The organism is Phyllobacterium sp. 1468, from assembly GCF_031455525.1.
Classification (GTDB): domain Bacteria; phylum Pseudomonadota; class Alphaproteobacteria; order Rhizobiales; family Rhizobiaceae; genus Phyllobacterium.
The window spans coordinates 140,719-161,907 of the sequence record NZ_JAVDSX010000008.1; the positions used below are offsets into that span (position 1 = coordinate 140,719).

Here is a 21,189-nt window from a genome sequence, read left to right on the forward strand (position 1 = left end):
ACGAAAGAGATATCGCCATGAAGCGTTTAGGCCTTCTGATCGCCACAGCACTCATTGCCGGTATTGGCTATTTTGTCGTCTACCCCCAGCTTTACCCAAGGCCATCTTCATCGGCGCAAAGGACATCATCCGTCGACGCAGCGTCTGGCGGCGGTAAGGCTCACAAAGGGGGAGGAATCGCCGCTGTCGTGGTTGCGTCTGCCAGATCGGAAGATGTACCCGTCACCAAAACAGTCGTTGCAACGATGGAGCCAATCGACACGGTGGCCGTCAAACCTCAGATTGATGGTGTCGTGATCGCAAGCAAAGTCACCGACGGTCAAATGGTCAAGACCGGAGACGTACTGTTTCAACTTGACGACCGGGTAATTCGCGCCACGATCGATAAGGATCAAGCATTGCTTGCAAAGGACGAGGCCAGCCTGGTTGCTGCAAACCTCGATCTATCGAGTGCTCAAGACCTGCAAAAACGCAACGTCGATACCAATCAGCAGGTCTATCAGTTCGAAGCCGCTGTGAAGGTGCTGGAAGCATCGATCAATATGGATAAGGCTCAGATTGCAGCCGATCAGGTGCAACTGTCTTACATGACGATTACGGCGCCAATCGACGGGCGCGTGGGCGTCGTCAATACGTCTGTCGGCAACCTTGTTAGGACCGATGATGCCAACGACCTTGTTACCATAACCAAAATGGCGCCGCTGCGTGTCGCCTTTATCATAGCCGAGCGTGATTTGCCTGCCCTGAGAGCAGCGGTGGCCGATCATCCGACACCGGTCCAGGTCAAACTTCCAGGCAGTAACGATACGGTCGCGACAGGTACTTTGAACTTCATCGATTCAAGCGTCGATACCTCGTCGGGCACTGTGGTTCTGAAGGCGGATATCGCCAATACGGACGGCGCGCTTTGGCCCGGACAATATGTTACCGCTGTAGTTGAACTCACCGTTCATAAGAATGCCACGACCGTGCCGCTCGTTGCCATTCAGCAGGGAAACGACGGCTCGTTCGTCTTCCTCGTCCATTCCAACAAAACCGTTGCAAAGCAGAACATCACCCTCGCCGACACGGTGGGCGACACGGCGGTTGTCGCGTCCGGCGTAGCGCCTGGTGACCAGGTGGTTGTCGATGGTCAGCTTCACCTGCAAGACGGCTCGCCTGTCCAGACAAGCACGCAGGCGGCGGATATAGCATCATCCATCGACAGCCCGGATGCCGGAGCCTTAGAGGCTGTTAAATGAACATTTCATCGGTCTTCATTCGGCGGCCAATTGCAACCATTCTTCTGTCCATCGCGCTCGCCGCATCTGGCCTCTTCGCCTACAGGTTCATTCCGGTCGCTGCTCTGCCTGAAGTCGATTTCCCGATCATAACGGTTTCCGCTCAGCTTCCTGGCGCCGCACCGGATACGATGGCGAGTGCCGTTGCGACACCGTTGATCAAACAGTTCTCAACTATCCAGGCCATTTCGACGATCAGTTCCACGAGCACCGAAGGTGCCACGCATATTACGCTCGAATTCGATTTGAATCGCGATATCGACCAGGCCGCGGCGGACGTTCAGGCTGCAATCGCAAGCACTCTGCGCCGTCTGCCGGCCAATATGACCGACCCGCCGAGTTACAGGAAAAGCAATCCTGCGGATGCACCGGTCGTTCTCGTGGCGCTGCAAAGCGACACGATGCAATTGTCCAAGCTCGACGACTACGCCGAAAACGTGATGTCTCCCGCATTTTCGACGATCAACGGCGTCGGAGAAGTTGAGGTCTTCGGCACAAAACAATATGCCGTGCGCGTCGAGGTCGATCCGGAGGCGGTGACCGCACGCGGCATAGGTCTCGACGAACTGACGGCTGCCGTCGCGAGCAAGAATTCGATCGCCCCCGTTGGTACGATTTCCAGCCCGACGCAGCAGATGGCGATCGAGGCGGACACGCAGGCCCAGAACGCCGACACGTTCCGGCAGATCATCGTCAAATCGGCGAATGGAAAAATGGTCCGCCTGGGTGACGTAGCCCGTGTTATCGATTCCGTGGCGACGACGCAGACCGAAAGCCGGTATGACGGCAAGCCGTCGCTGGTTCTCGGTGTATTCCGCCAACCGGGCGCCAATACCGTGGACGTCGTGGATCGCGTCAAGGCGATCCTGCCCCAATTCCAGCAGGATCTTGGACCCTCAGCCAGCATCCACATCTTGAATGACCGCTCGGCCTCCATCCGGCAAGCGGTATCAGATGTGCAATTTACACTGCTTTTGACGATCGGGCTGGTCATTCTGGTGATCTTCATCTTCCTGCGCCGGCTGAGCGCTACGATGATTCCGATCGTGGCTGTCCCGCTTTCGTTGATCGCCACACTTGGCGCGATGTATGTGCTCGGGTTTTCGATCGACAATATCTCTCTGCTCGGCTTGACCTTGTCTGTCGGACTGGTCGTCGATGATGCAATCGTCATGCTGGAAAACATAGCCCGTCATATGGAAGATGGCATGGCGCCGCTCGAGGCGGCACTCAAAGGCAGCGAGGAGATCGGCTTTACGATCATCTCGATCACCACGTCGCTTGTTGCGGTGTTCATCCCGATCCTGCTGATGGGCGGCGTCGTCGGGCGTATCTTCAACGAATTCGCCGTCGTTGTGACTGTGGCTATCGTTGCCTCGGCCTTGATATCGCTCACGCTGACGCCGATGCTCTGCAGCCATTTGCCACCCGAAAAACATACCGATGGCGAAAAGAGGAAGCCGCTCACCGAGCGTATTTTCGACGCGGTGCAGTCGGGCTACGGCCGTGTTCTGGATCTTTGCCTGCGCGCACGCCCCGTCGTCCTTGGTGTATTCTTGTTGACCGTCGTCGCGACCGGATATCTCTTCACAACAATTAACAAGGGTTTTCTGCCGACTGAGGATATCGGGCAATTGTCGATCTCGACCGAGGCCCGGCAGGATATCTCGTTCGATGCCATGGTGGTGTTGCAGAAAAAGGTAGCGGATGCGATTTCGAGCAAGCCATATGTTTCGCATGTCGTATCCACGGTTGGCGGGGGCTTCAACTCCGCAAGTCTCAATCAAGGGCGAATGTTCGTCGAGTTGAAGCCAAAAGCCGAGCGACTGGCGCTTGAACCGCTTCTTCGTGATCTGCGCCAAACCTTGTCGAAGATTCCCGGGATCACCAGCTACCCTGTCGCCGTGCAGAATCTGCGTATCGGTGGCGTCTCCTCCAATGCGCAGTATCAATACAATCTTCAAAGCGTCACTTCGACAGACCTCTATCCGTGGTCGCAGAAAATTCTGCTGGCGATGCAGCAGGAACGCCAGACGTTTGTCGATGTATCGAGCAATCTGCAGAACAATGCACTTCAGGCGAACCTGGTGATCGATCAGGACAAGGCGCAGATGCTCGGCATCAATGCGGATCAGCTTCGCAACACGTTCTACTACGCTTTCGGTACCAATCAGGCATCGACGATTTTTTCCACAGCCGACAGCTATGAGGTCATTCTCGAACTCGATCCCGACATTCCCTGGACAACTGACAAGCTTGACCAGATGCAGATCCGCTCACCGACGACCGGCAAACTGATACCGCTTTCTGCCTTCGCCCATGTTGAGCGCAAAACTGGACTATTGGCAGTCAGCCAGCTCGGACAGCTCCCCGCGGTCACAATCTCCTTCAATCTGCCGCAGGGTGTCTCGCTCGGTCAGGCGGTACAGGAGCTTGATGCTCTCAAAACGCGACTGGGTGTACCTGAAACCATCACGTCGAGCTTTACCGGCACTGCCCAGGTGTTCCAGCAATCCCTAGCCAATCAGGGTTTGTTGGTGGGTGCAGCAATACTGACGATCTATATCGTGCTGGGCATCCTCTACGAAAGCTTCGTCCATCCTCTTACCATCCTGACGGGGCTGCCTGCGGCCGCTGCAGGCGCACTCGCGACACTCGAACTCTTTGGCTATGATCTTAGCGTCATTGCGATTATCGGCATCCTGATGCTTATCGGCATCGTCAAGAAGAACGCAATCATGATGGTCGACTTTGCGCTTGTTCGCCAACGATCGGGTGAAACGTCGTTCGATGCCATTCGTGAAGCCTGTCTCGTGCGTTTCCGGCCTATCATGATGACGACGCTCGCTGCTCTCATGGGTACAATCCCCATCGCCATTGGGGCAGGGGCAAGCTCGGAGCTTCGTCAGCCGCTTGGTGTTGCGGTCGTTGGCGGTCTCGTGGTTTCCCAGATTCTCACGCTGTTCATCACGCCGGTTATTTTCCTCTACATGGAGGATTTGTCTCGCGCTTTAAGCAAAATCGGCCACCGGCTGCGCGGCACGCACGCCCCCGCGCCGGCTGAATAGTCAAGCGAGAGTTGAGCACACCGCCGCAAAATGAATACTGGCAGCAACCAGCACGAACGTGTGCCATATAGCGTTATGAAACGGCAACCTCTCCAAAATGTGGAAAATAACGCCGAGGGAATAGACCACGCCACCGGCGAGAATGAGCCAAACGATCGTGGCGGAGAGCGCGCCGGAAAATTCCTGATAGGCCGCGGCACCGCTCCAGCCGAGCGCAAGATAGAGTCCGATCGACAGCCTATCGAAGCGGTCTGGCTTGAGGAATTTTAGAAGTACGCCAAAGATGGCAATCGCCCATACGCCTGCCAGCAGCCACCATGTTCCACTCTTGGCCATGAAGGGCGTATAGGTTCCGGCTATCAGGAGATAGATCGCAGAATGGTCGAAACGCCGCAAAAACCGCTTTATCGGCGAAAGCGGCCAGATATTGTAAACAGCCGAAAGTGACATCGACAGAACGAGGGTAGCAAGATAGACGGTCGTTGCCACATAAGGACCTGGCGCTGTCCGCCCAAACATGAAGGACAGCAGCGCGACCGATCCTCCCAGCGCCAGAATAACGCCGATGACATGAACGGCACCGTCGGCCAGCAACTCAGCCAGCGTGTAGTCCCGGTAGATTACGGCAGGCGCCGTTGAAGTGTCCGCTTTCGGCATTGGTTTTCCGATTCCGCCTTAGCATTGCCGTTTGGGGGCGGCTTGTCCAGCGCCTGCCACTATTTTCGATCGATGTCGCCGCGCCCGTAAGCCAGCAGCATAGCAAGAATAACCACGCCATAGATGATCTGCCGGCCAGCTTCGGGCATCTGCATAACCGCGAGGATTGATTGCAGCAGGGTGATCAGGATTACGCCAGCAATCGTACCGAGGTAATTGCCGCGTCCGCCGAGGATATTGGTCCCGCCAAGGACGACGGCCGCAATGGCCGGCAATAAATACGGATCACCCATGGCCTGATAAGCCTTGGTTGAATAACCCGCAAGCAGCACACCGGCGAACGCCGCAGCCGCTCCCGACAGAACAAAGCACCAGATGATCACCGCATTGGTGTTGACACCTGAAAGGTAGGCTGCGGCCTCGCGATTGCCCACCGCGTAGACGCGACGGCCGAATGCCGTACGGGTCAAAAGGAAAATGGTGAGCGCGCCAACGACGACCCAGATGAGCAGGGCATTGGGGATACCGAAGACCGGTCGGCCGACGGCCAGGAAATGCATCGCATCGGTGGCATGGTCCTGCGGTGCAAAGCCTCCCGTATGCAACACCATCAGCCCCTGCACCACGGCGTTCATGCCGAGCGTAAAAATCATCGATGGCAGCCGCAAATAGGCCACCCCGAGGCCATTCAGCAAGCCAACCATTGCACCGCATAATACCCCGACCGGGATGGCGAGCAGATTGCCGGTCTCGCCGAACCAGCCCGCAACGGCCGTCGCCATCATCGCGCCAAGTGTCACCGTCCAAGGGATTGAAAGGTCGATGTGACCGATCAGGATGACCATCATTGCGCCCGAGGCGATGATGCCGAGAAACGCGCTGATTTGCAGTTGCTGCAGCAGATATTCCGGTGAGAGGAATTCGCGCGAATAGAGTGCGCCGCCGAGCAGCATCAGGATTATGCAGGAGAACGCGATGATAAGCGAACGGTCGAACGCAAACCGTAGAGCGGGGATGGTGCTGACCGGAAGTTTCGACTCGCTCATGCGAAAAGCTCCAGGCGGTTGCGGATACGCAGGACGCGCAATGCGCCGAGACTTACCGCCGCAAGGAGGACGACCCCTTGGAACAGCGGCTGCCACAACGGATCGAGATCAAACACGAAAAGCAGATCCTCGATGGTGCGGAGCACGAACGCACCGAAGATGGAGCCAATAGCCGAGCCCCAGCCGCCAAAAAGTGACGTCCCGCCAATCACCACGGCCGCGATGGAATTCAGCGTATAGGTTCCGGCGATGGGAGCCGAGGCCTCGCCTGAATAGGTGTTGAAGGTGAGCATCAGTCCGCCGATGGCGGCAAGCAAACCTGCAAGCGTATAAGCCAATAGTTTCGCCCGCTGTACCGGCACGCCGGACATATAGGCCGCCTGCTCGTTCGACCCCACCGCATAGGCTGCGCGTCCGAGCACGGAATTCCGGTAAGGCACCCATACGATCAACACGATCGCGAGGAGTACAACAAGTGCTGTGGGTACAACTTCGAACAGCTGGCCGGTCGCAAAGTCGGCGATATCCGATTGCACGTCACCTCCGGGTCCCGGACGCAAATAGAGTGCGATGCCGTAATATACGGCTCCCGTCGCAAGCGTCGTGATGATCGGCTGCAGCCGGCCCCAGACGATGATCGCCCCGTTGATGAACCCGGCGAGTGCACCCGCGCCAAGCACAATGGCGATGCCGAGGAGACCTTCGCCTATCGTTCCGACCACCAGGACCGACGCCAGACAATTGGCGAGGATGAAAACCATTCCCACCGAAAGATCCAGACCGCGCGTCAACACCGGCAATGTCTGCGCCATGGCGACCAGCGCGAGCAGAACCGCCTTGTTCGACGCCGTGGTCGCCACTGCCGCCGTCAGCCCGACCGGATGATTGCTGACGTAGATAATGAACATCACGATGAAGAGACCGATAGCTGCGAGCAACCCGCCATTGTGGTGGATGCGATGGCGAAGATCGTTCATGCCGCCTGTTCCTTGTCATCGACATTCAGTGCCGTCTCGATGATGGTGCGCTCATTGAGGTGCTGGCCCTCCAGTTCCCGCGCGATGCTGCCGTTATACATGACGAGAACGCGGTCACAGCAGCCGATCAGCTCTGCATAGTCTGTGGAATAGAAGAGGACCGCCACTCCCTTGTCTGCAAGGTCCCGAAGCAGCTGATACACCTCCTGTTTCGTGCCTACATCGATACCGCGTGTAGGGTCATTGAGAAGAATGATGCCGGGACCAGTCATCAACCATTTCGCCAGAACGACCTTTTGCTGGTTGCCACCCGACAGGGTGGAGACTGCAGCGGCGAGGTCGGAAATCTTGATCTTCAGTCTGTCGATTATTCTTTCCACAGCGGAATGTTCTTTGCCGCCATCCAATCCCAATCCCTTCTGGAACCGGGACAACGAAGCCAGGCTGATATTGTCGCGTATATTCATCGGCAGCATCAGGCCCTCCGTCTTTCGATCCTCGGGAATGAGCGCCATCGGCAAGGAAGCCCGCATTGCCGAACGGGGCCCTGAAAGACGGTGCGGTTTGCCCATTATTTCGACTGTGCCGGAAACGCCCTTGAGCACACCGAAAAGCGCCAGCAGCAGGGAACGCTGTCCCTGCCCATCCAATCCTCCCAGTCCAACGATTTCGCCCTTGCGAATATCAAGCGAGATATCGCGCAACTGCGCACCCCATGAAAGGTTTTTGGCAGTCAGTGCTACTGGTTCCGCGGGTTTCGGCGCCGGCTTGTCAGGATAATGGTGCGTTAACTCGCGGCCAATCATCATCTGGACGATGGCACTCACCGAGCGTTCGCCTTTCCGGAACGTTTCGATCCTTCGCCCATTGCGGAAAACGGTTGCAACATCGGCAAGAGCCTCGATCTCATGCATCCGGTGCGAAACGTAGAGAATACCCACGCCTTCAGACCGAAGTTTGCGGATGATCGCGTACACACGTTCGACATCTGCGGCTGTCAAGGCTGATGTCGCCTCGTCCAAAATGAGCAGCTTTGGCTTTTTGCCGAGCGCCTTGGCTATTTCCACCATCTGACGCCGTGACAGAGGCAGGTCACGCACGAGTTCGAGCGGATGGACATCCTCACAGCCGATCGAAGCAAGGAGTTCCCGTGCACGCTGACGCTGTGCAGCACTATCGATCAACCCGCCGCGAAGGGGAGGGGAGACGATCGAGAGATTATCCGCAACCGTCAGGTCGGGCAGCAATGAGAGCTCTTGGAAAACGCAGACCACGCCTGCGGACATTGCCTCCGTTGGATTGCGAAAATTTACGCGCCGGCCGTCGACGAAGACCTCGCCATCGCTCGGGTCGGTGACGCCGGCGGCAATCTTGATCAGCGTCGATTTGCCGGCACCGTTCTCGCCAAGAATCGCATGAATCTCGCCTGGGTAGGCGACGAAATCCACCTCGTTCAGCGCAGCGATGCCACCGTAACGTTTCGAGACGTGTTTCATTTCCAGAATTGGTGCAGCGTCCGACATGAAACCCCTCCCAAAGAGAACCGGGGCGCACATCTTGCGCCCCGGCATTGCAGATTCACTGATCGGCTTTGGTCTGGCCCATGATTTCCTGTGCACTGAAATTGATGCCGCAGGTCGGGAAGGAATTGCCAACGAAGAAATTGTCAGTTTCCTTGGAGTAGAAGCTGTCGCCGTCCTTGAAATTCGGATCTTCGACAATGGACAGCGGCAGCGAAATCGATTGAGGAACGACCTCTCCTTCAAGTGCCGCAATCGCAGTCTTGATGGCGACGGCAACCTGCGCAGGACCAGTACCGGCGGAGGTGCATTTCAGTCCATCCTTGGAATATTCCGCGCAGAGCTTGCGGAAACCATTCTCCGTTTCACCGCCCACCGGCACGAACGGATGTTTGGCGTCGATCATGGCACGTACCGTTCCGGTCGAGCCCCCCTGGACGGAAACTCCGTCGAAATGCTTGTGCACGGCAATGGCGTCAGCCACGACCTTCTGCGCAGTACCGTCATCCCAGCGGCCGACCACTTCTACGGATTCCCACTTTCCGCCAGATTTTTTAAGCACCTCCTGAATGCCTTCGTGACGATCGCGATCGACGGACGTGCCGGTAACGCCGCGCACTTCAAGCAGCTTGCCTTTGTTGCCAGGCACATTCTTGACAAGCCAGTTGCCCCACAATTCGCCAAGGCCCTTCTGGTCGACGTTCACGTTGATGGCCTCATCGGTATCGAGTGTGTTATCGAAAGCAACGAGGATTACGCCAGCGGCATTGGCACGCTTGATGACCGGCTTGAATGCCGTCGGATTCTGCGCGTTGACGACGATTGCGTCGTAGCCGGAATTGATGAAATTATCCACTGCCGCGATCTGCGCGGCAACATCGTCGCCAGTCGAGACCACCTTGAATTCCTTGAGCTTGGCCTTCACCTCCGGCAAGGCGGCATAGGCTTTGGCGGTCTGAATCATCTGGATACGCCAGGTGTTCCCGATGAAACCGTTAGCAAGCGCTATGCGGTACGGACCTTCCTTCTTGGGCCATTGGAAGAATTTCGTTTCCGCCGTCAGCGGCTTGAAGCATTCTGCATCCTTACTCGGACCTTTGACGATTTCGGGGCCCGCCGCATAGGCAGATACGGTCATCACCAGAGTGGCTGTAGCGGCCAACAGATATTTAAGGGTGGTTTTCATTTCAGTTCCTCCTCCTTGTTGGTTATTGTTTGTTTTTGCAGTTTTTACGGGGTTTGCGCGCCCCGTCGCGTCGTCTCCAATGCGTAGACAGAGCTCGTGGCGGTGATGTACAGCCGCGACTTCTCCGGGCCGCCAAAGGTGAGATTGGCGACGACCTCGGGCACGAGAATCCGGCCAAGCCTTTTTCCATCGGGCGTGTAACAGTGAACGCCGTCCTCGGCGGATATCCACAATAGCCCCTCGGTGTCGACGCGCAGTCCGTCAGGCACCATATCGATCTCCGCGATCACGCGGCTGTTCCCAAGTTTTTTTCCGTCGATCACCTCGAGAGCGCGCACGTTATGCGGACGCGAATCGTCGAAACCGAAGCCGTGACCGCGTGCCCGGCCGGAATCGGCGATGTAGAGCACGGTTTCGTTGGGGGAGAAGGCGAGTCCGTTCGGCCTGTCGAAATCATCCGCAACCACCTCTACAAGGTGCGTCTCCGGGTCGAGCCGGTAAACCTGATTGCTGCCAATCTCGCTCGGCGCACGAATGCCTTCGTGATCGGAAATGATGCCGTAGGGCGGATCGGTGAACCAAATCGAACCATCCGATTTGACCACCACATCATTGGGAGAATTCAGGCGTTTACCCTTCCAGTGCGTGGCGAGAACCTCGTAGCTGCCATCCTTGCCCGTGCGGCTGACACAGCGCCCGCCATGTTCGCAGGAAATCATCGCGCCGGTCCGGTCCAGCGTGTTGCCATTGGTTCGTTGCGAGGGCTGCCGGAACACCTGCAAGCCTCTATCGTGTGACCAAGACATCATCCGGTTATTGGGAATGTCAGAAAATCGCAGTTCTTGCGTTTCATTGATCCAGACCGGTCCTTCGGCCCAGATAAAGCCGGTCGCGATCTGCTCCAGCCTGGCGTCAGCCGGAAAAAAAGACGCGAACTGTTCATCGTCCGATGAAAGAAAGTCCTGTCCCGCTCCCATGATTGGCTCTCCCATGCCGATTTGTCATGCTTTTCACGCCGCCTTAAACGGCTGCTATCATTTCCCCGCCTTCAGCCGCCGCTCACGCGTTGGTCTATCATCGGCGGCAGGCATCCCCAGCAATTCAAGGTAAGAAGAACGTGTCCATTCGATATGCCAGGCTAGCAATTCCACAACTTCCTCATTGTCGTTGTTCGTCACGAGCTCAAGCAGGCGCTTGTGCTCTCCATGCGACTTTTCATTGAGTGCAGGATTGAGTGACAGCCGGTTGCGCAAGGCCTGGATGCGGAATGCGATAACGGTGAACGTCTCGGACAGAAACTGATTTTCTGCGAGATCGAACATCGCTTGATGGAACATCCCGTCGAGAACGCGATAATCCTCAGTGTTCCCATTCGCCATCGCCACGTTCATATCGGCGACAAGTTCCGCCCAACGGCGGCGCAGTGCATCCCGGTTGCGATCCATGACCAGACGAAGGGCGGCGAGTTCGAGAATGGAACGCATCTCGGCAAGTTGCACAACCTGGGCCGAACTCATTTCGAAGACGAAGGTACCGCGCTGGGGATGGATCTCGACAAGGCCCTGACGCTTCAGTTCCAGAAGCGCCTCGCGTACCGGAGTCTTGCTGACGCCCAGTTCCTGAGCCAGCGCCAGTTCCGACAGGGGTTCGCCACACTGCAGCGTTCCGTGTACAATGCGGCTGCGGATATGCGCAGCCGCCTGTTCCGTTAGTGAAGGGCCTCTCGCGAGCGTCAGGGTCACAAAGACATCTCCTGTCGTACTTATATCTGAGATATCATATATTAGCCGTATAGACACCTAGATACTTGTAGGGATGGTTGGAGCAGATGGCGGAAATCCTCGTTAAGGCTGATGTGCTTGCAAAACGCCTGCTGGCCGCGCTCGCGGCCGAAGGCGTCCCTGATGAGGGCGCAGCCGCTACGACAAAAGCGTTGATGCACGCGTCTCTCCTCGGCGTGGACAGTCATGGCGCGCGATTGATCACACATTACTGCAAGGTCCTGCGGGGCGGGCGCGTCAATCCGCACGCTGCTGTTTCATGCCACCGCACCGGTCCTGCCACGGCTATGGTCGACGGCGACGATGGGCTTGGCCATCTAACCGCATACCGTGCTGTGGTTGTCGCCATCGAGCTCGCCCGGGAAAGCGGCATAGGTGCCGTTGGCGCGACCCGTTCCTCACATTTTGGGGCTGCAGGCGCCTATGCGCTTGCCATTGCGGAAGCAGGCATGATCGGCTTTGCCACCACCAATACCAATTCGGTCGTGGCGCTGTTCGACGGTGCCGAGCCATTTCACGGAACCAACCCGCTTGCCTTCGCCGCGCCGGTTAAGGGCGAAAAGCCATGGCTGTTCGACATGGCAACTTCATCCATCCCGCTCAACCGCGTCCTGCTCTACCGATCCTTGGATAAAGAGTTGCCTGCAGGCGTTGCAGCGGACACGGCCGGCGTGCCGACCCGCGATCCGAATGTTGCGCAGACCTTGTTGCCGCTTGGCGGGGCGGATTTCGGTTTCAAGGGTGCCGGACTTGCCGGTGTCGCGACACTGCTTTCCGCCGTATTGACAGGTACAACGCTCGACGCGGATTTTATCCCGATGGTCGGCAGCGATGACATATCGACGCCGCGCAATATGGGGCATTTCGTTCTGGCGATCGATCCTGCACGCTTCGCAGGCGCGAACATCTTCGCCGCAGGCATGCGTGCTTATCTCGATCAGCTCCGGGCAGTTCCCCCCGTTGATGGCCGGAAGGTCATGGCGCCGGGCGATCGCGAATGGGCCGTGGAGGAGCAGCGCCTGCGAGACGGCATACCGCTCGATAGCGATACGGCGGCGTTTCTCGGCTTTTAGTCGGACCGCCAGTTTTTTTCCCATCAAAACCACTCAAAAAGAGTTGCACACCTCATTTCGCTGATCTAAGACTTAGGCGGAGGAGAATTCTCGTGGGGAAGATGACGCTCGAAGACGTCGCCCGAGAAGCCGGTGTCAGTTTAGCAACGGTCGATCGTGTCGTGAACGGAAGGATGGGTGTGCATGCGCGCACCATCGAGCGCGTCAATGCGGCCATCAAACAGCTTGGCTTTCTACCGGATCCGCACGCGTCCCGGCTCGCTCGCGGACGCGATTATGATTTCCGCATCATCCTGCCCACCGGCGAAAATGAATTCATGATGGCCCTCGGCGCCGAATTCCGCGCCACACGCGAGCGGCAATTGGAGGAGCGCGTCCGACTGTCGATCCAGCATGTCGATACATTCGACGGCGAGGCACTTGCGGCAGCCCTCGAAAGGCTCCCGTCCGGCATCGACGGTGTCGCTGTCGTTGCGCTTGATCATCCTGCCGTCACCGAGGCGATCAACGCCCTGGCAGACGCCGGGGTGGTCGTTCTCACTCTCGTGTCCGACGTGCCTAATTCACGGCGGGCGCATTATGTCGGCATCGACAACTTTGCCGCCGGACGGACAGCCGCCTCGCTGATCGGCCGTTTCGTCGGGCCGCGCAACGGCAAGGTCGGCATGATCGCTGGCTCGCTGGCATTGCGCGATCACGTCGAGCGCCAATTCGGTTTCGAACAGATCCTGTCCCGAGAATATCCAAACCTGGAAGTGCTGCCTGTGCGCGAGGCCCGCGACGAGAACGCACGCGTTGAAGCCGTCACCCGCTCGCTGCTGCGGGATCATCCGGACCTGGTGGCAATCTACAATGCCGGCGGCGGCCAAGCAGGGGTCATCGCCGCGCTCGAAGCGACAAACCACGTTTCCGACGTGATCTTCGTCGCGCACGAACTGACGTCCTCGACGCGCCGCCATCTCGTGCGCGGCACAGTGGACGCGCTCATCAATCAGGACGCGGGTCATATGGCGCGCAGCGCTGCCCGCATCCTGACTGCCTTGCGCGAGGGACGTCCGATCGTGCCGGGTCAGGAACATATTCGCATCGATATATTTCTCAGGGACAATATGCCTTGACGGCAAAATCTGGAGGATTGACATGAAGACGATCAAGGGACCGGCCATTTTCCTCGCGCAGTTCGCGGGCGATGCAGCGCCGTTCAATTCGCTTGATGCCATGTGCGGGTGGGCAGCAGGGCTGGGCTACAAGGGTATCCAGATACCGGCCTGGGATGGACGCCTCATCGATTTGAAGAAGGCTTCCGATTCGAAGGACTATTGCGATGAACTCGCCGGCACTGCCGCTTCGCACGGTCTGACCATCACAGAACTCGCGACCCACCTTCAGGGCCAGCTCGTGGCGGTCCATCCTGTCTATGACGAGTTGATGGATGGCTTTGCCGCACCGGAAGTACATGGCAATCCGAAGGCGAGGCGAGAATGGGCAGTGGATCAGCTTAAGCGGGCGGCGCGTGCCTCAAAACACCTCGGCCTTAAGGCAATACCGACGTTCTCCGGCGCGCTCGCCTGGCCATTCCTGTATCCGTTTCCCCAGCGTCCGGCGGGTCTCGTTGAGGCGGCGTTCGATGAGCTGGCGAAACGCTGGACACCAATCCTGAATTATTTCGACGAGCAGGGTGTCGATGCCGCTTATGAGATCCATCCCGGGGAAGATCTGCATGACGGCATCACTTACGAGATGTTCCTCGAGCGGGTGAAAAACCATTCCCGCGCCAATCTCCTGTACGACCCGTCTCACTTTGTCCTGCAGCAGCTCGACTACCTCGACTATATCGACATCTACCACGAGAAGATCAAAGCCTTCCACGTCAAGGATGCCGAGTTCAATCCGACCGGACGCCAGGGCGTTTATGGCGGCTACCAGTCGTGGGTCGATCGTGCAGGCCGCTTCCGCTCGCTCGGTGACGGGCAGGTTGATTTCGGTGCGGTCTTCTCGAAGCTGACAGCCTATGATTTCGATGGTTGGGCAGTGCTTGAATGGGAATGCGCCTTGAAGCACCCGGAGGACGGCGCACGCGAAGGTGCGCAGTTCATCGACGCGCATCTGATCCGCGTCACCGAGCGCGCTTTCGATGATTTTGCCGGTTCTGGTACCGATGACGCGGCCAATCGCCGTATTCTTGGCCTGAAATAGAGGATCGAATAATGGCTATTGGAGCATCCAGGGAGAAATCCGCAAGCCGCCGCATCCGTATCGGTATGGTCGGTGGCGGGCAAGGCGCGTTTATCGGCGCAGTCCACCGTATTGCGCTGCGCATGGACGATCAGTATGAGCTCGTCTCAGGCGCTCTTTCTTCCGATCCGGCGCGCGCCAAAGCGTCCGCGAAGGAAATCGGGATCAGCGAAGACCGTGCCTACACCTCGTTCGAAGAGATGGCCAAGGCCGAAGCCAAGCGTCCTGACGGTATCGAAGCGGTTTCCATTGTCACGCCGAACCACATGCACGCCCCGGCGGCAAAGGCATTTCTGAAAGCGGGTATCCACGTCATCTGCGACAAACCGCTGACGACCACGGTAAAGGAGGCCAAGGAACTCGTGTCGCTGGTCAAGAAGACCGGCAAGCTCTTCGTCGTCACGCATAATTACACCGGCTACCCCATGATGCGGCAGGCACGCGCCATGGTGGCAAAGGGGGTGCTCGGTGACATTCGCGTCGTACAGGCGGAATATCCGCAAGACTGGATGACGGAAAAAACCGAAGCTACAGGCAACAAGCAGGCCGAATGGCGCATCGATCCGAAGCGCTCCGGCGCGGGCGGTGCCATCGGTGATATCGGCACGCATGCCTACAATCTTGCCTGCTTCGTTTCCGGCTTGAAGCTCAAGCAACTCTGCGCTGAGCTTACCAGTTTTGGCGAGGGCCGGGTGCTCGATGACGATGTCCAGATTCTCATGCGTTTCGACGGCGGCGCCAAGGGCATGATCTGGGCGAGCCAGGTAGCGCCAGGCAATGAAAACGGTCTCAAGCTGCGCATCTACGGCACCAAGGGCGGCCTCGAATGGACGCAGGCCGATCCGAACTATCTCTGGTACACGCCTTTCGGCAAACCGAAGCAGTTGCTCACGCGCGGAGGTGCTGGCGCGTCGCCAGAAGCAGCGCGTTTGACCCGCGTGCCGTCCGGCCATCCGGAAGGCTATCTCGAAGGCTTCGCGAATATCTACGCCGAGGCCGCGCAGGCGATCATCGCTGCACGAAGTGGAAAAAAGCAGCCCAGGGATGTGATTTTTCCGACTGTGGATGATGGGCTTGCAGGGATGGAATTCATCGAGGCCGCGGTGAAGTCGTCCAAGGCGGGCGGTGTCTGGACAAAGGTGTGATGAGCGACAACCCAACCAAGGCTGTGTCAGCACCAGTGCTTGAGGCACGTGGCATCGCCAAGGCGTTCGGTCCGGTCGAGGTACTGACGGACATCAGCCTGCGCGTCATGCCCGGCGAAGTGCATGCCATTATCGGTGAAAACGGTGCCGGCAAGTCGACGCTGATGAAGCTCATGAGCGGACACCTGAAGCCGACCCGGGGAACCGTCGCGATGGACGGGGAACCGGTAAGTTTCGCCGGACCCGTTGACGCGGAACATCGTGGTCTGGTACTGGTGCACCAGGAGATATTGCTGGCGCCAGACCTGACGGTAGCGCAAAACATCTTCATGGGACGCGAGCTGAAGCGCGGGCTCATGGTCAATGACCGTGAGATGAACCGCCAGTCGGCCGAGGCAGTGCAAAGTCTCGGAGCCGATATCGATCCGACGACGCCGATTTCGCGGCTCTCCATCGCCCGGCGCCAACTGGTGCAGATCGCTCGCGCACTTCAGGTGCCGCATCGCGTCGTGATCTTCGATGAGCCAACCGCGTCGCTGACGCCATTCGAGACGGAAGCGCTGCTGAAGGTTATCCGCGACCTTCGGGACAAAGGCGTAGCGATCCTTTATATCTCGCATCGCCTGCCGGAGGTGGGTGCAATCGCCGACCGCATCACGGTGCTGCGCGACGGGAAGCTCATCGCCACACGCGATGCCTCCGAATTGCAACCGGTCGATATGGCGCGGCTGATGGTCGGGCGGGATATGTCGAAGCTCTATCCGGAGCGCCAAGATACGGCGAGCCATCAGAACGTGCTGGAAGTCCAGAACTTCGATGTTCCGGGATATGCACGCGATGCATCGTTCACGTTGCGCAAAGGCGAGATCTTGGGTTTTGCCGGGCTGATCGGCGCTGGCCGGACTGAGCTTCTCGAAGGCATCGTCGGGTTGCGCACTGGCCATGGCGAAGTCAAACTCAACGGCGATCCCGTGAAGTTCAAAACAGTACGCGACAGCATGGCCGCGGGTATTGTTTACCTGAGCGAAGACCGCAAGGGCAAAGGGCTGCTCCTCGCCCAGGATCTACGCACGAACCTCACGCTGGCGACGCTGGAGAAGTTCACCAGGGGGCCGCTCATCGAGCGCAAGCGTGAAGATGGCAGCCTCGACAAGGCGATCAGCGATTTCGATATTCGCGCCCGTCGCCGCGACCTCCTCGCCGGCCAGCTCTCCGGCGGCAACCAGCAAAAGCTGCTGCTCGCCAAGATGATGCTGCTTGAGCCGAGCATCGTCATCATCGACGAGCCGACACGCGGCATCGATATCGGCACCAAGGAACAAATCTATAAATTTATTGCCGATCTCGCCAAGGCGGGCAAATCGGTCATCGTGATTTCCTCGGAAATGCAGGAACTCATCGGCATATGCCATCGCATACTCGTCATGCGTTCGTCACGCATTGTCGGCGAGGTTACGGGCGAGGCGATGACCGAAGACGAAATCGTCGTCTACGCCACTGGCGTCAAAATCAACGAAGCAGAGCTTTACTCGGCGGGGAACGCATGACCGACACGAAAACAATCACCGACACCCGCGGTTTTGGCCGCAAGCTGGCGGATCTCGACAAGACGGCCGTTGCGCCATTCCTGGCGCTTGCCGCGTTGTTCGTTCTCGGCGCCCTGGTCAATCCCAATTTCCTGTCGATCGACAATCTGCTCAACGTTCTGACCCGGTCGTCATTCATCGCCATCATTGCGATTGGCGCGACGTTCGTCATCTCCGCTGGCGGCCTCGACCTGTCGGTTGGTTCCATGGCGGCGCTTGTCGCCGGCATCATGATCCTGTTCCTGAATTCGGGCGCAATCGATGGCGATATGGCCATGCTGGCCACGGGCATCGTCGTTGCGATCGGTGTCGGCGCGCTTGCGGGGCTGCTCAACGGTGCCGTTATTACAATTGGCAAGATCGAGCCCTTCATCGTCACGCTCGGCACCATGGCGATCTTCCGGTCGGTAACAGTCTGGCTCGCGGATGGCGGCTCGATCGCGATGAAATCCATTGCGATGCGCAATATGTTCCGCCCGGTCTATACCGGGGTGTTTCTCGGCCTGCCGATACCGGTCTGGATCATCATTGCGGCCGGCCTGCTCGGCGCGTTCATCCTTTACAAGACATCGTTCGGACGGCACGTGATCGCCGTCGGATCCAATGAGGATGTGGCGAAATATTCAGGGATCCACGTCAATCGCGTCCGCGCCATGACCTATATCATTCAGGGCATTTGCGTCGCCATCGCCGTCGTCGTCTACGTTCCGCGCCTCGGCGCGGCGACAACGACAACCGGCATGCTATGGGAGCTGCAGGCGATCACCGCAGTCGTCATCGGCGGCACTGCCTTGCGCGGCGGCGTTGGCCGCATCTGGGGAACGATCTGCGGCGCCTTCATGCTCGAGATCGTCGGCAACATCATGGTTTTGTCAAACATCGTCAGCGAATATCTGATCGGCGCCGTACAGGGCACCATCATCATTATCGCCATGCTGGTGCAGCGCACGCTGCAGAAGAAAAAGTGATCCATATCGCCGTGCCCGGCACGGCCGAAGCAATAGGGGGCGGAGAGGCCGCCTCTTCTAACGGGACGGGGGAACAGGGCCACCCACCGAGCCGCAATCACGGCCCGAGCTAAAATTGGGAGAAACCAAATGCGTAAACTTTTGATCGGTCTTGCCGGGGCGGCGCTCGCTTCGACCATGACCTTCGCCTACGCTCAGGACAAAAAAGAGGTCAACATCGCCGTCTCCATTCCGGCGGCGGATCATGGCTGGACAGGCGGCGTTGTCTATCACGCCGAACGGGCTGCCAAGCTTCTTGAAGCTGCGCATCCGGGCCTCAAGATTACCATCAAGACTTCGCCGGATGGTGCATCGCAGGCGAATGCACTGGAAGATCTGACCACGCAGGGCATCGATGCGCTCGTTACGCTGCCGCACAATTCCGACGAACTGACCGATCCGCTGCGTCAAGTCAAGGAAAAGGGCGTGTTCGTCACCGTGGTTGACCGCGCTCTGTCCGATCCGACGATTCAGGATCTCTACGTTGCTGGTAACAATCCGGAGCTCGGCCGCGTCGCTGGCGAGTACCTCAAGGACACGCTGAAGACTGGTGACGTCGCTGTTATCCGCGGTCTGCCGATCGTCATCGACGAAGAGCGCCAGAAGGGTTTTGACGATGCAATCGCCGGCAGCGGCATCAAGGTTCTTGACAAGCAATTCGGTAACTGGTCACGCGATGATGCCTTCAAGATCATGCAGGACTACCTGACCAAGTTTCCAAAGATCGACGCCGTATGGTGCCAGGATGACGATATGGCGGTCGGCGTGCTCGAGGCCATCAATCAGGCAAAGCGTACCGACATTAAGATGGTCATCGGCGGTGCCGGCATGAAGGACATGATCAAGCGCGTTGCCGACGGCGATGCAATGACACCGATCAACGTGCTCTATCCGCCTTCGATGATTGCGACGGCAATGGAACTCACGGTTGCAAACTTCTACGACCAGGTTCCTGTGCGCGGCAAATACATCCTCGATGCCACACTGGTCACCAAGGATAACGCCAAGGAGTTCTACTTCCCGGATTCGCCCTTCTGATCTGAGACGCATATCCCACTGTATAGAAAGGGCCCGCAAGGGCCCTTTTGTTTGGTCAGGGTTGGCGCCGGGGGAACTCTAACCCCGACGCCACCCTGTTGCGGCAAGCAGGAATATGGCTGTAGCAGCGGTCATGCTATGGCCGATGCTTGCTGCAAATTGCCAGGTCTTTTTTAACTTGACTCATTGACTCCTATTTAGGTGAGTAATAAAGATGAACTCCATAGTCAAGTTTAAATAGGAGGGATAATGTGAGCAGCGTTGTCCCGGACAAAAGGAACAGAAAAGGCCCGCCGCCATGTCCCCTCGTCAAATCATCGATATGCAGGTGCGTCTCCCCGATACGACGCCGGTCCGCGCCAATTTTTCCGTGCCGATACAAAAGGATATCCGCGTCTACGGTAGCGACATCCTTTTCGACGGTACCAATGAGGTTGGTATTGAACACGCTGGCTCACTCTACCGGCTCAAAATCACCCGGCAAGGCAAACTGATCCTGAATAAATAGTTCCCATCACAGGCTAGAAACATGACTGACGCAGTAAAACCAACACCCGAGGCAATTCGGCAGGCGCGGGCGGACAACCCGAAAACGCGCGAGCGCGACCTCGCGCTGCAACTGCAGATCTCGGAAGCCGACCTGGTGGCAGCCTTCTGCGGGATCAATGTCGTTCGCATCAACCCGCACATCGAAACCTTTCTGAGCGAAATCGAAGCGCTCGGCGAAGTGATGGCACTCACCCGCAACGAAAGCGCCGTGCATGAGAAGATAGGCGTCTACGACAAGCCGATCGTCGGCAAGCACGCCTCTATGTTGCTCGGCGAGCAGATCGATATGCGGCTTTTTCCCAATGCCTGGGCCCATGGCTTTGCCGTCGAAAAGCGGGACGGCGAAGAGGTGCGCCGCAGCCTGCAATTTTTCGACGCGGCCGGCGAGGCCATCCACAAGATCCACCTTCGCCCAGCCTCCAATCTGGAAGCCTATCAAGCTCTCGTAGCCAAACTTCGTCTTGATGATCAGTCACAGTCCGTGCAACTGACAGCCTTGCCGAAGCCGGAGGAAAAAACCGCAGAGCTTGAAGAACTGGACGCGACCGGCTTGCGCGACCGCTGGACCCAGATGAAGGATGTACACGAATTTTTCGGCATCCTGCGTTCGCTGAATATGACCCGCCATCAGGCTGTGCAGGTGATCGGACAGGACTACGCGTGGCAACTCGATACGGCTGCATTGACCGCGATGATGCACGATGCAGCGCAAGAGCAGCTGCCGATCATGTGCTTTATCGGCAATCGCGGCTGCATCCAGATTCATTCGGGACCCATTTACAACGTGAAGCCGATGGGTCCGTGGATAAACATCCTCGACGAAACCTTTCATATGCACCTGCGCACTGATCACATCGCGGAATTGTGGGCCGTGCGCAAGCCTACCAAAGACGGGCATGTCACTTCGCTTGAGGCTTATGGCGTGGAGGGCGACATGATCGTCCAGTTTTTCGGTAAGCGCCATGAGGGATCCGGGGAACGTGGCGACTGGCGTCAGCTCGTCGAAGCGCTGCCACGTCTCATGCGTGCTGCGGCCTAGGA

The 21,189-nt window shown here is 58.0% G+C and carries 18 protein-coding genes; 11 read left to right on the forward strand and 7 right to left on the reverse strand.

Annotated features, from left to right (window positions below; translation table 11 throughout):
- The first annotated feature begins 17 nt into the window (after positions 1–17).
- Both J2X72_RS20120 and J2X72_RS20125 read left to right on the forward strand, forming a co-directional pair.
- Positions 18–1,241 (forward strand): efflux RND transporter periplasmic adaptor subunit, encoded by a 1,224-nt coding sequence (locus J2X72_RS20120; RefSeq protein ID WP_310074875.1) that lies wholly within the window; start codon positions 18–20, stop codon positions 1,239–1,241.
- Complete coding sequence (locus J2X72_RS20125) at positions 1,238–4,348, forward strand: efflux RND transporter permease subunit (RefSeq protein ID WP_310074878.1); 3,111 nt, start codon at positions 1,238–1,240, stop codon at positions 4,346–4,348. The genes J2X72_RS20120 and J2X72_RS20125 overlap by 4 nt, the downstream gene beginning before the upstream one ends.
- On the opposite strand, the gene J2X72_RS20130 is transcribed toward J2X72_RS20125, so the two are convergent.
- Genes J2X72_RS20130 through J2X72_RS20160 form a run of 7 tightly spaced genes read right to left on the reverse strand, consistent with a single transcriptional unit; the run spans position 4,349 to position 11,476 of the window.
- Positions 4,349–5,005: a hemolysin III family protein gene (locus J2X72_RS20130; protein ID WP_210003528.1), complete on the reverse strand. Its 657-nt coding sequence runs from the start codon at positions 5,003–5,005 to the stop codon at positions 4,349–4,351.
- Positions 5,006–5,064: 59 nt separating this feature from the next.
- Positions 5,065–6,051 (reverse strand): ABC transporter permease, encoded by a 987-nt coding sequence (locus J2X72_RS20135; RefSeq protein WP_310074880.1) that lies wholly within the window; start codon positions 6,049–6,051, stop codon positions 5,065–5,067.
- The gene (locus tag J2X72_RS20140; RefSeq protein WP_310074883.1) at positions 6,048–7,028 is read right to left on the reverse strand and encodes an ABC transporter permease; all 981 of its coding nucleotides are present in this window, start codon (positions 7,026–7,028) and stop codon (positions 6,048–6,050) included. Before J2X72_RS20140 ends, J2X72_RS20135 begins: the two co-directional genes overlap by 4 nt.
- Positions 7,025–8,551 carry a sugar ABC transporter ATP-binding protein gene (locus J2X72_RS20145; protein ID WP_310074885.1) on the reverse strand — a complete coding sequence of 509 codons (1,527 nt, stop codon included), beginning with the start codon at positions 8,549–8,551 and terminating at the stop codon, positions 7,025–7,027. Before J2X72_RS20145 ends, J2X72_RS20140 begins: the two co-directional genes overlap by 4 nt.
- 55 nt (positions 8,552–8,606) lie before the next feature.
- Positions 8,607–9,734 (reverse strand): sugar ABC transporter substrate-binding protein, encoded by a 1,128-nt coding sequence (locus J2X72_RS20150; RefSeq protein ID WP_310074887.1) that lies wholly within the window; start codon positions 9,732–9,734, stop codon positions 8,607–8,609.
- A gap of 44 nt (positions 9,735–9,778) precedes the next feature.
- A complete protein-coding gene (locus tag J2X72_RS20155; protein WP_310074889.1) occupies positions 9,779–10,711 on the reverse strand; it encodes an SMP-30/gluconolactonase/LRE family protein in 933 nt (310 codons plus the stop codon).
- Between the two features lie 57 nt (positions 10,712–10,768).
- Complete coding sequence (locus J2X72_RS20160; RefSeq protein WP_310074891.1) at positions 10,769–11,476, reverse strand: GntR family transcriptional regulator; 708 nt, start codon at positions 11,474–11,476, stop codon at positions 10,769–10,771.
- Between the two features lie 86 nt (positions 11,477–11,562).
- Between J2X72_RS20160 and J2X72_RS20165 the strand changes: the two genes are divergently transcribed.
- The 9 genes from J2X72_RS20165 (at position 11,563) to J2X72_RS20205 (ending at position 21,187) form a co-directional block, all read left to right on the forward strand.
- Positions 11,563–12,588, forward strand: a complete 1,026-nt coding sequence (locus J2X72_RS20165) for an Ldh family oxidoreductase (RefSeq protein WP_310074893.1) — start codon at positions 11,563–11,565, stop codon at positions 12,586–12,588.
- 101 nt (positions 12,589–12,689) lie between these two features.
- Positions 12,690–13,706 carry a LacI family DNA-binding transcriptional regulator gene (locus J2X72_RS20170; protein WP_310074997.1) on the forward strand — a complete coding sequence of 339 codons (1,017 nt, stop codon included), beginning with the start codon at positions 12,690–12,692 and terminating at the stop codon, positions 13,704–13,706.
- 22 nt (positions 13,707–13,728) lie between these two features.
- Positions 13,729–14,784, forward strand: a complete 1,056-nt coding sequence (locus tag J2X72_RS20175; protein WP_310074895.1) for a sugar phosphate isomerase/epimerase — start codon at positions 13,729–13,731, stop codon at positions 14,782–14,784.
- A gap of 11 nt (positions 14,785–14,795) precedes the next feature.
- Positions 14,796–15,968, forward strand: coding sequence for a Gfo/Idh/MocA family oxidoreductase (locus tag J2X72_RS20180; RefSeq protein WP_310074897.1), 1,173 nt, complete (start codon positions 14,796–14,798; stop codon positions 15,966–15,968).
- Positions 15,968–17,515: a sugar ABC transporter ATP-binding protein gene (locus J2X72_RS20185; protein WP_310074899.1), complete on the forward strand. Its 1,548-nt coding sequence runs from the start codon at positions 15,968–15,970 to the stop codon at positions 17,513–17,515. Before J2X72_RS20180 ends, J2X72_RS20185 begins: the two co-directional genes overlap by 1 nt.
- Positions 17,512–18,522 carry an ABC transporter permease gene (locus J2X72_RS20190; RefSeq protein WP_210003540.1) on the forward strand — a complete coding sequence of 337 codons (1,011 nt, stop codon included), beginning with the start codon at positions 17,512–17,514 and terminating at the stop codon, positions 18,520–18,522. The genes J2X72_RS20185 and J2X72_RS20190 overlap by 4 nt, the downstream gene beginning before the upstream one ends.
- A 129-nt stretch (positions 18,523–18,651) precedes the next feature.
- The gene (locus tag J2X72_RS20195; protein ID WP_210003541.1) at positions 18,652–19,599 is read left to right on the forward strand and encodes a substrate-binding domain-containing protein; all 948 of its coding nucleotides are present in this window, start codon (positions 18,652–18,654) and stop codon (positions 19,597–19,599) included.
- A 298-nt stretch (positions 19,600–19,897) separates the two neighbouring features.
- The gene (gene hemP / locus J2X72_RS20200; protein WP_210003542.1) at positions 19,898–20,107 is read left to right on the forward strand and encodes a hemin uptake protein HemP; all 210 of its coding nucleotides are present in this window, start codon (positions 19,898–19,900) and stop codon (positions 20,105–20,107) included.
- A 21-nt stretch (positions 20,108–20,128) separates the two neighbouring features.
- A complete protein-coding gene (locus tag J2X72_RS20205; protein WP_310074902.1) occupies positions 20,129–21,187 on the forward strand; it encodes a ChuX/HutX family heme-like substrate-binding protein in 1,059 nt (352 codons plus the stop codon).
- Positions 21,188–21,189: the final 2 nt, after the last annotated feature.

Bases quoted from the DNA above. Each gene is read 5' to 3' on its own strand.
- J2X72_RS20205 (WP_310074902.1), top strand. From the start codon at position 20,129: ATGACTGACGCAGTAAAACCAACACCCGAGGCAATTCGGCAGGCGCGG.
- J2X72_RS20140 (WP_310074883.1), bottom strand. From the start codon at position 7,028: ATGAACGATCTTCGCCATCGCATCCACCACAATGGCGGGTTGCTCGCA.
- J2X72_RS20180 (WP_310074897.1), top strand. From the start codon at position 14,796: ATGGCTATTGGAGCATCCAGGGAGAAATCCGCAAGCCGCCGCATCCGT.
- J2X72_RS20190 (WP_210003540.1), top strand. From the start codon at position 17,512: ATGACCGACACGAAAACAATCACCGACACCCGCGGTTTTGGCCGCAAG.
- J2X72_RS20185 (WP_310074899.1), top strand. From the start codon at position 15,968: ATGAGCGACAACCCAACCAAGGCTGTGTCAGCACCAGTGCTTGAGGCA.
- J2X72_RS20120 (WP_310074875.1), top strand. From the start codon at position 18: ATGAAGCGTTTAGGCCTTCTGATCGCCACAGCACTCATTGCCGGTATT.
- J2X72_RS20165 (WP_310074893.1), top strand. From the start codon at position 11,563: ATGGCGGAAATCCTCGTTAAGGCTGATGTGCTTGCAAAACGCCTGCTG.
- J2X72_RS20130 (WP_210003528.1), bottom strand. From the start codon at position 5,005: ATGCCGAAAGCGGACACTTCAACGGCGCCTGCCGTAATCTACCGGGAC.
- hemP (WP_210003542.1), top strand. From the start codon at position 19,898: ATGTCCCCTCGTCAAATCATCGATATGCAGGTGCGTCTCCCCGATACG.
- J2X72_RS20155 (WP_310074889.1), bottom strand. From the start codon at position 10,711: ATGGGAGCGGGACAGGACTTTCTTTCATCGGACGATGAACAGTTCGCG.
- J2X72_RS20150 (WP_310074887.1), bottom strand. From the start codon at position 9,734: ATGAAAACCACCCTTAAATATCTGTTGGCCGCTACAGCCACTCTGGTG.
- J2X72_RS20145 (WP_310074885.1), bottom strand. From the start codon at position 8,551: ATGTCGGACGCTGCACCAATTCTGGAAATGAAACACGTCTCGAAACGT.
- J2X72_RS20125 (WP_310074878.1), top strand. From the start codon at position 1,238: ATGAACATTTCATCGGTCTTCATTCGGCGGCCAATTGCAACCATTCTT.
- J2X72_RS20170 (WP_310074997.1), top strand. From the start codon at position 12,690: ATGACGCTCGAAGACGTCGCCCGAGAAGCCGGTGTCAGTTTAGCAACG.
- J2X72_RS20175 (WP_310074895.1), top strand. From the start codon at position 13,729: ATGAAGACGATCAAGGGACCGGCCATTTTCCTCGCGCAGTTCGCGGGC.
- J2X72_RS20195 (WP_210003541.1), top strand. From the start codon at position 18,652: ATGCGTAAACTTTTGATCGGTCTTGCCGGGGCGGCGCTCGCTTCGACC.
- J2X72_RS20135 (WP_310074880.1), bottom strand. From the start codon at position 6,051: ATGAGCGAGTCGAAACTTCCGGTCAGCACCATCCCCGCTCTACGGTTT.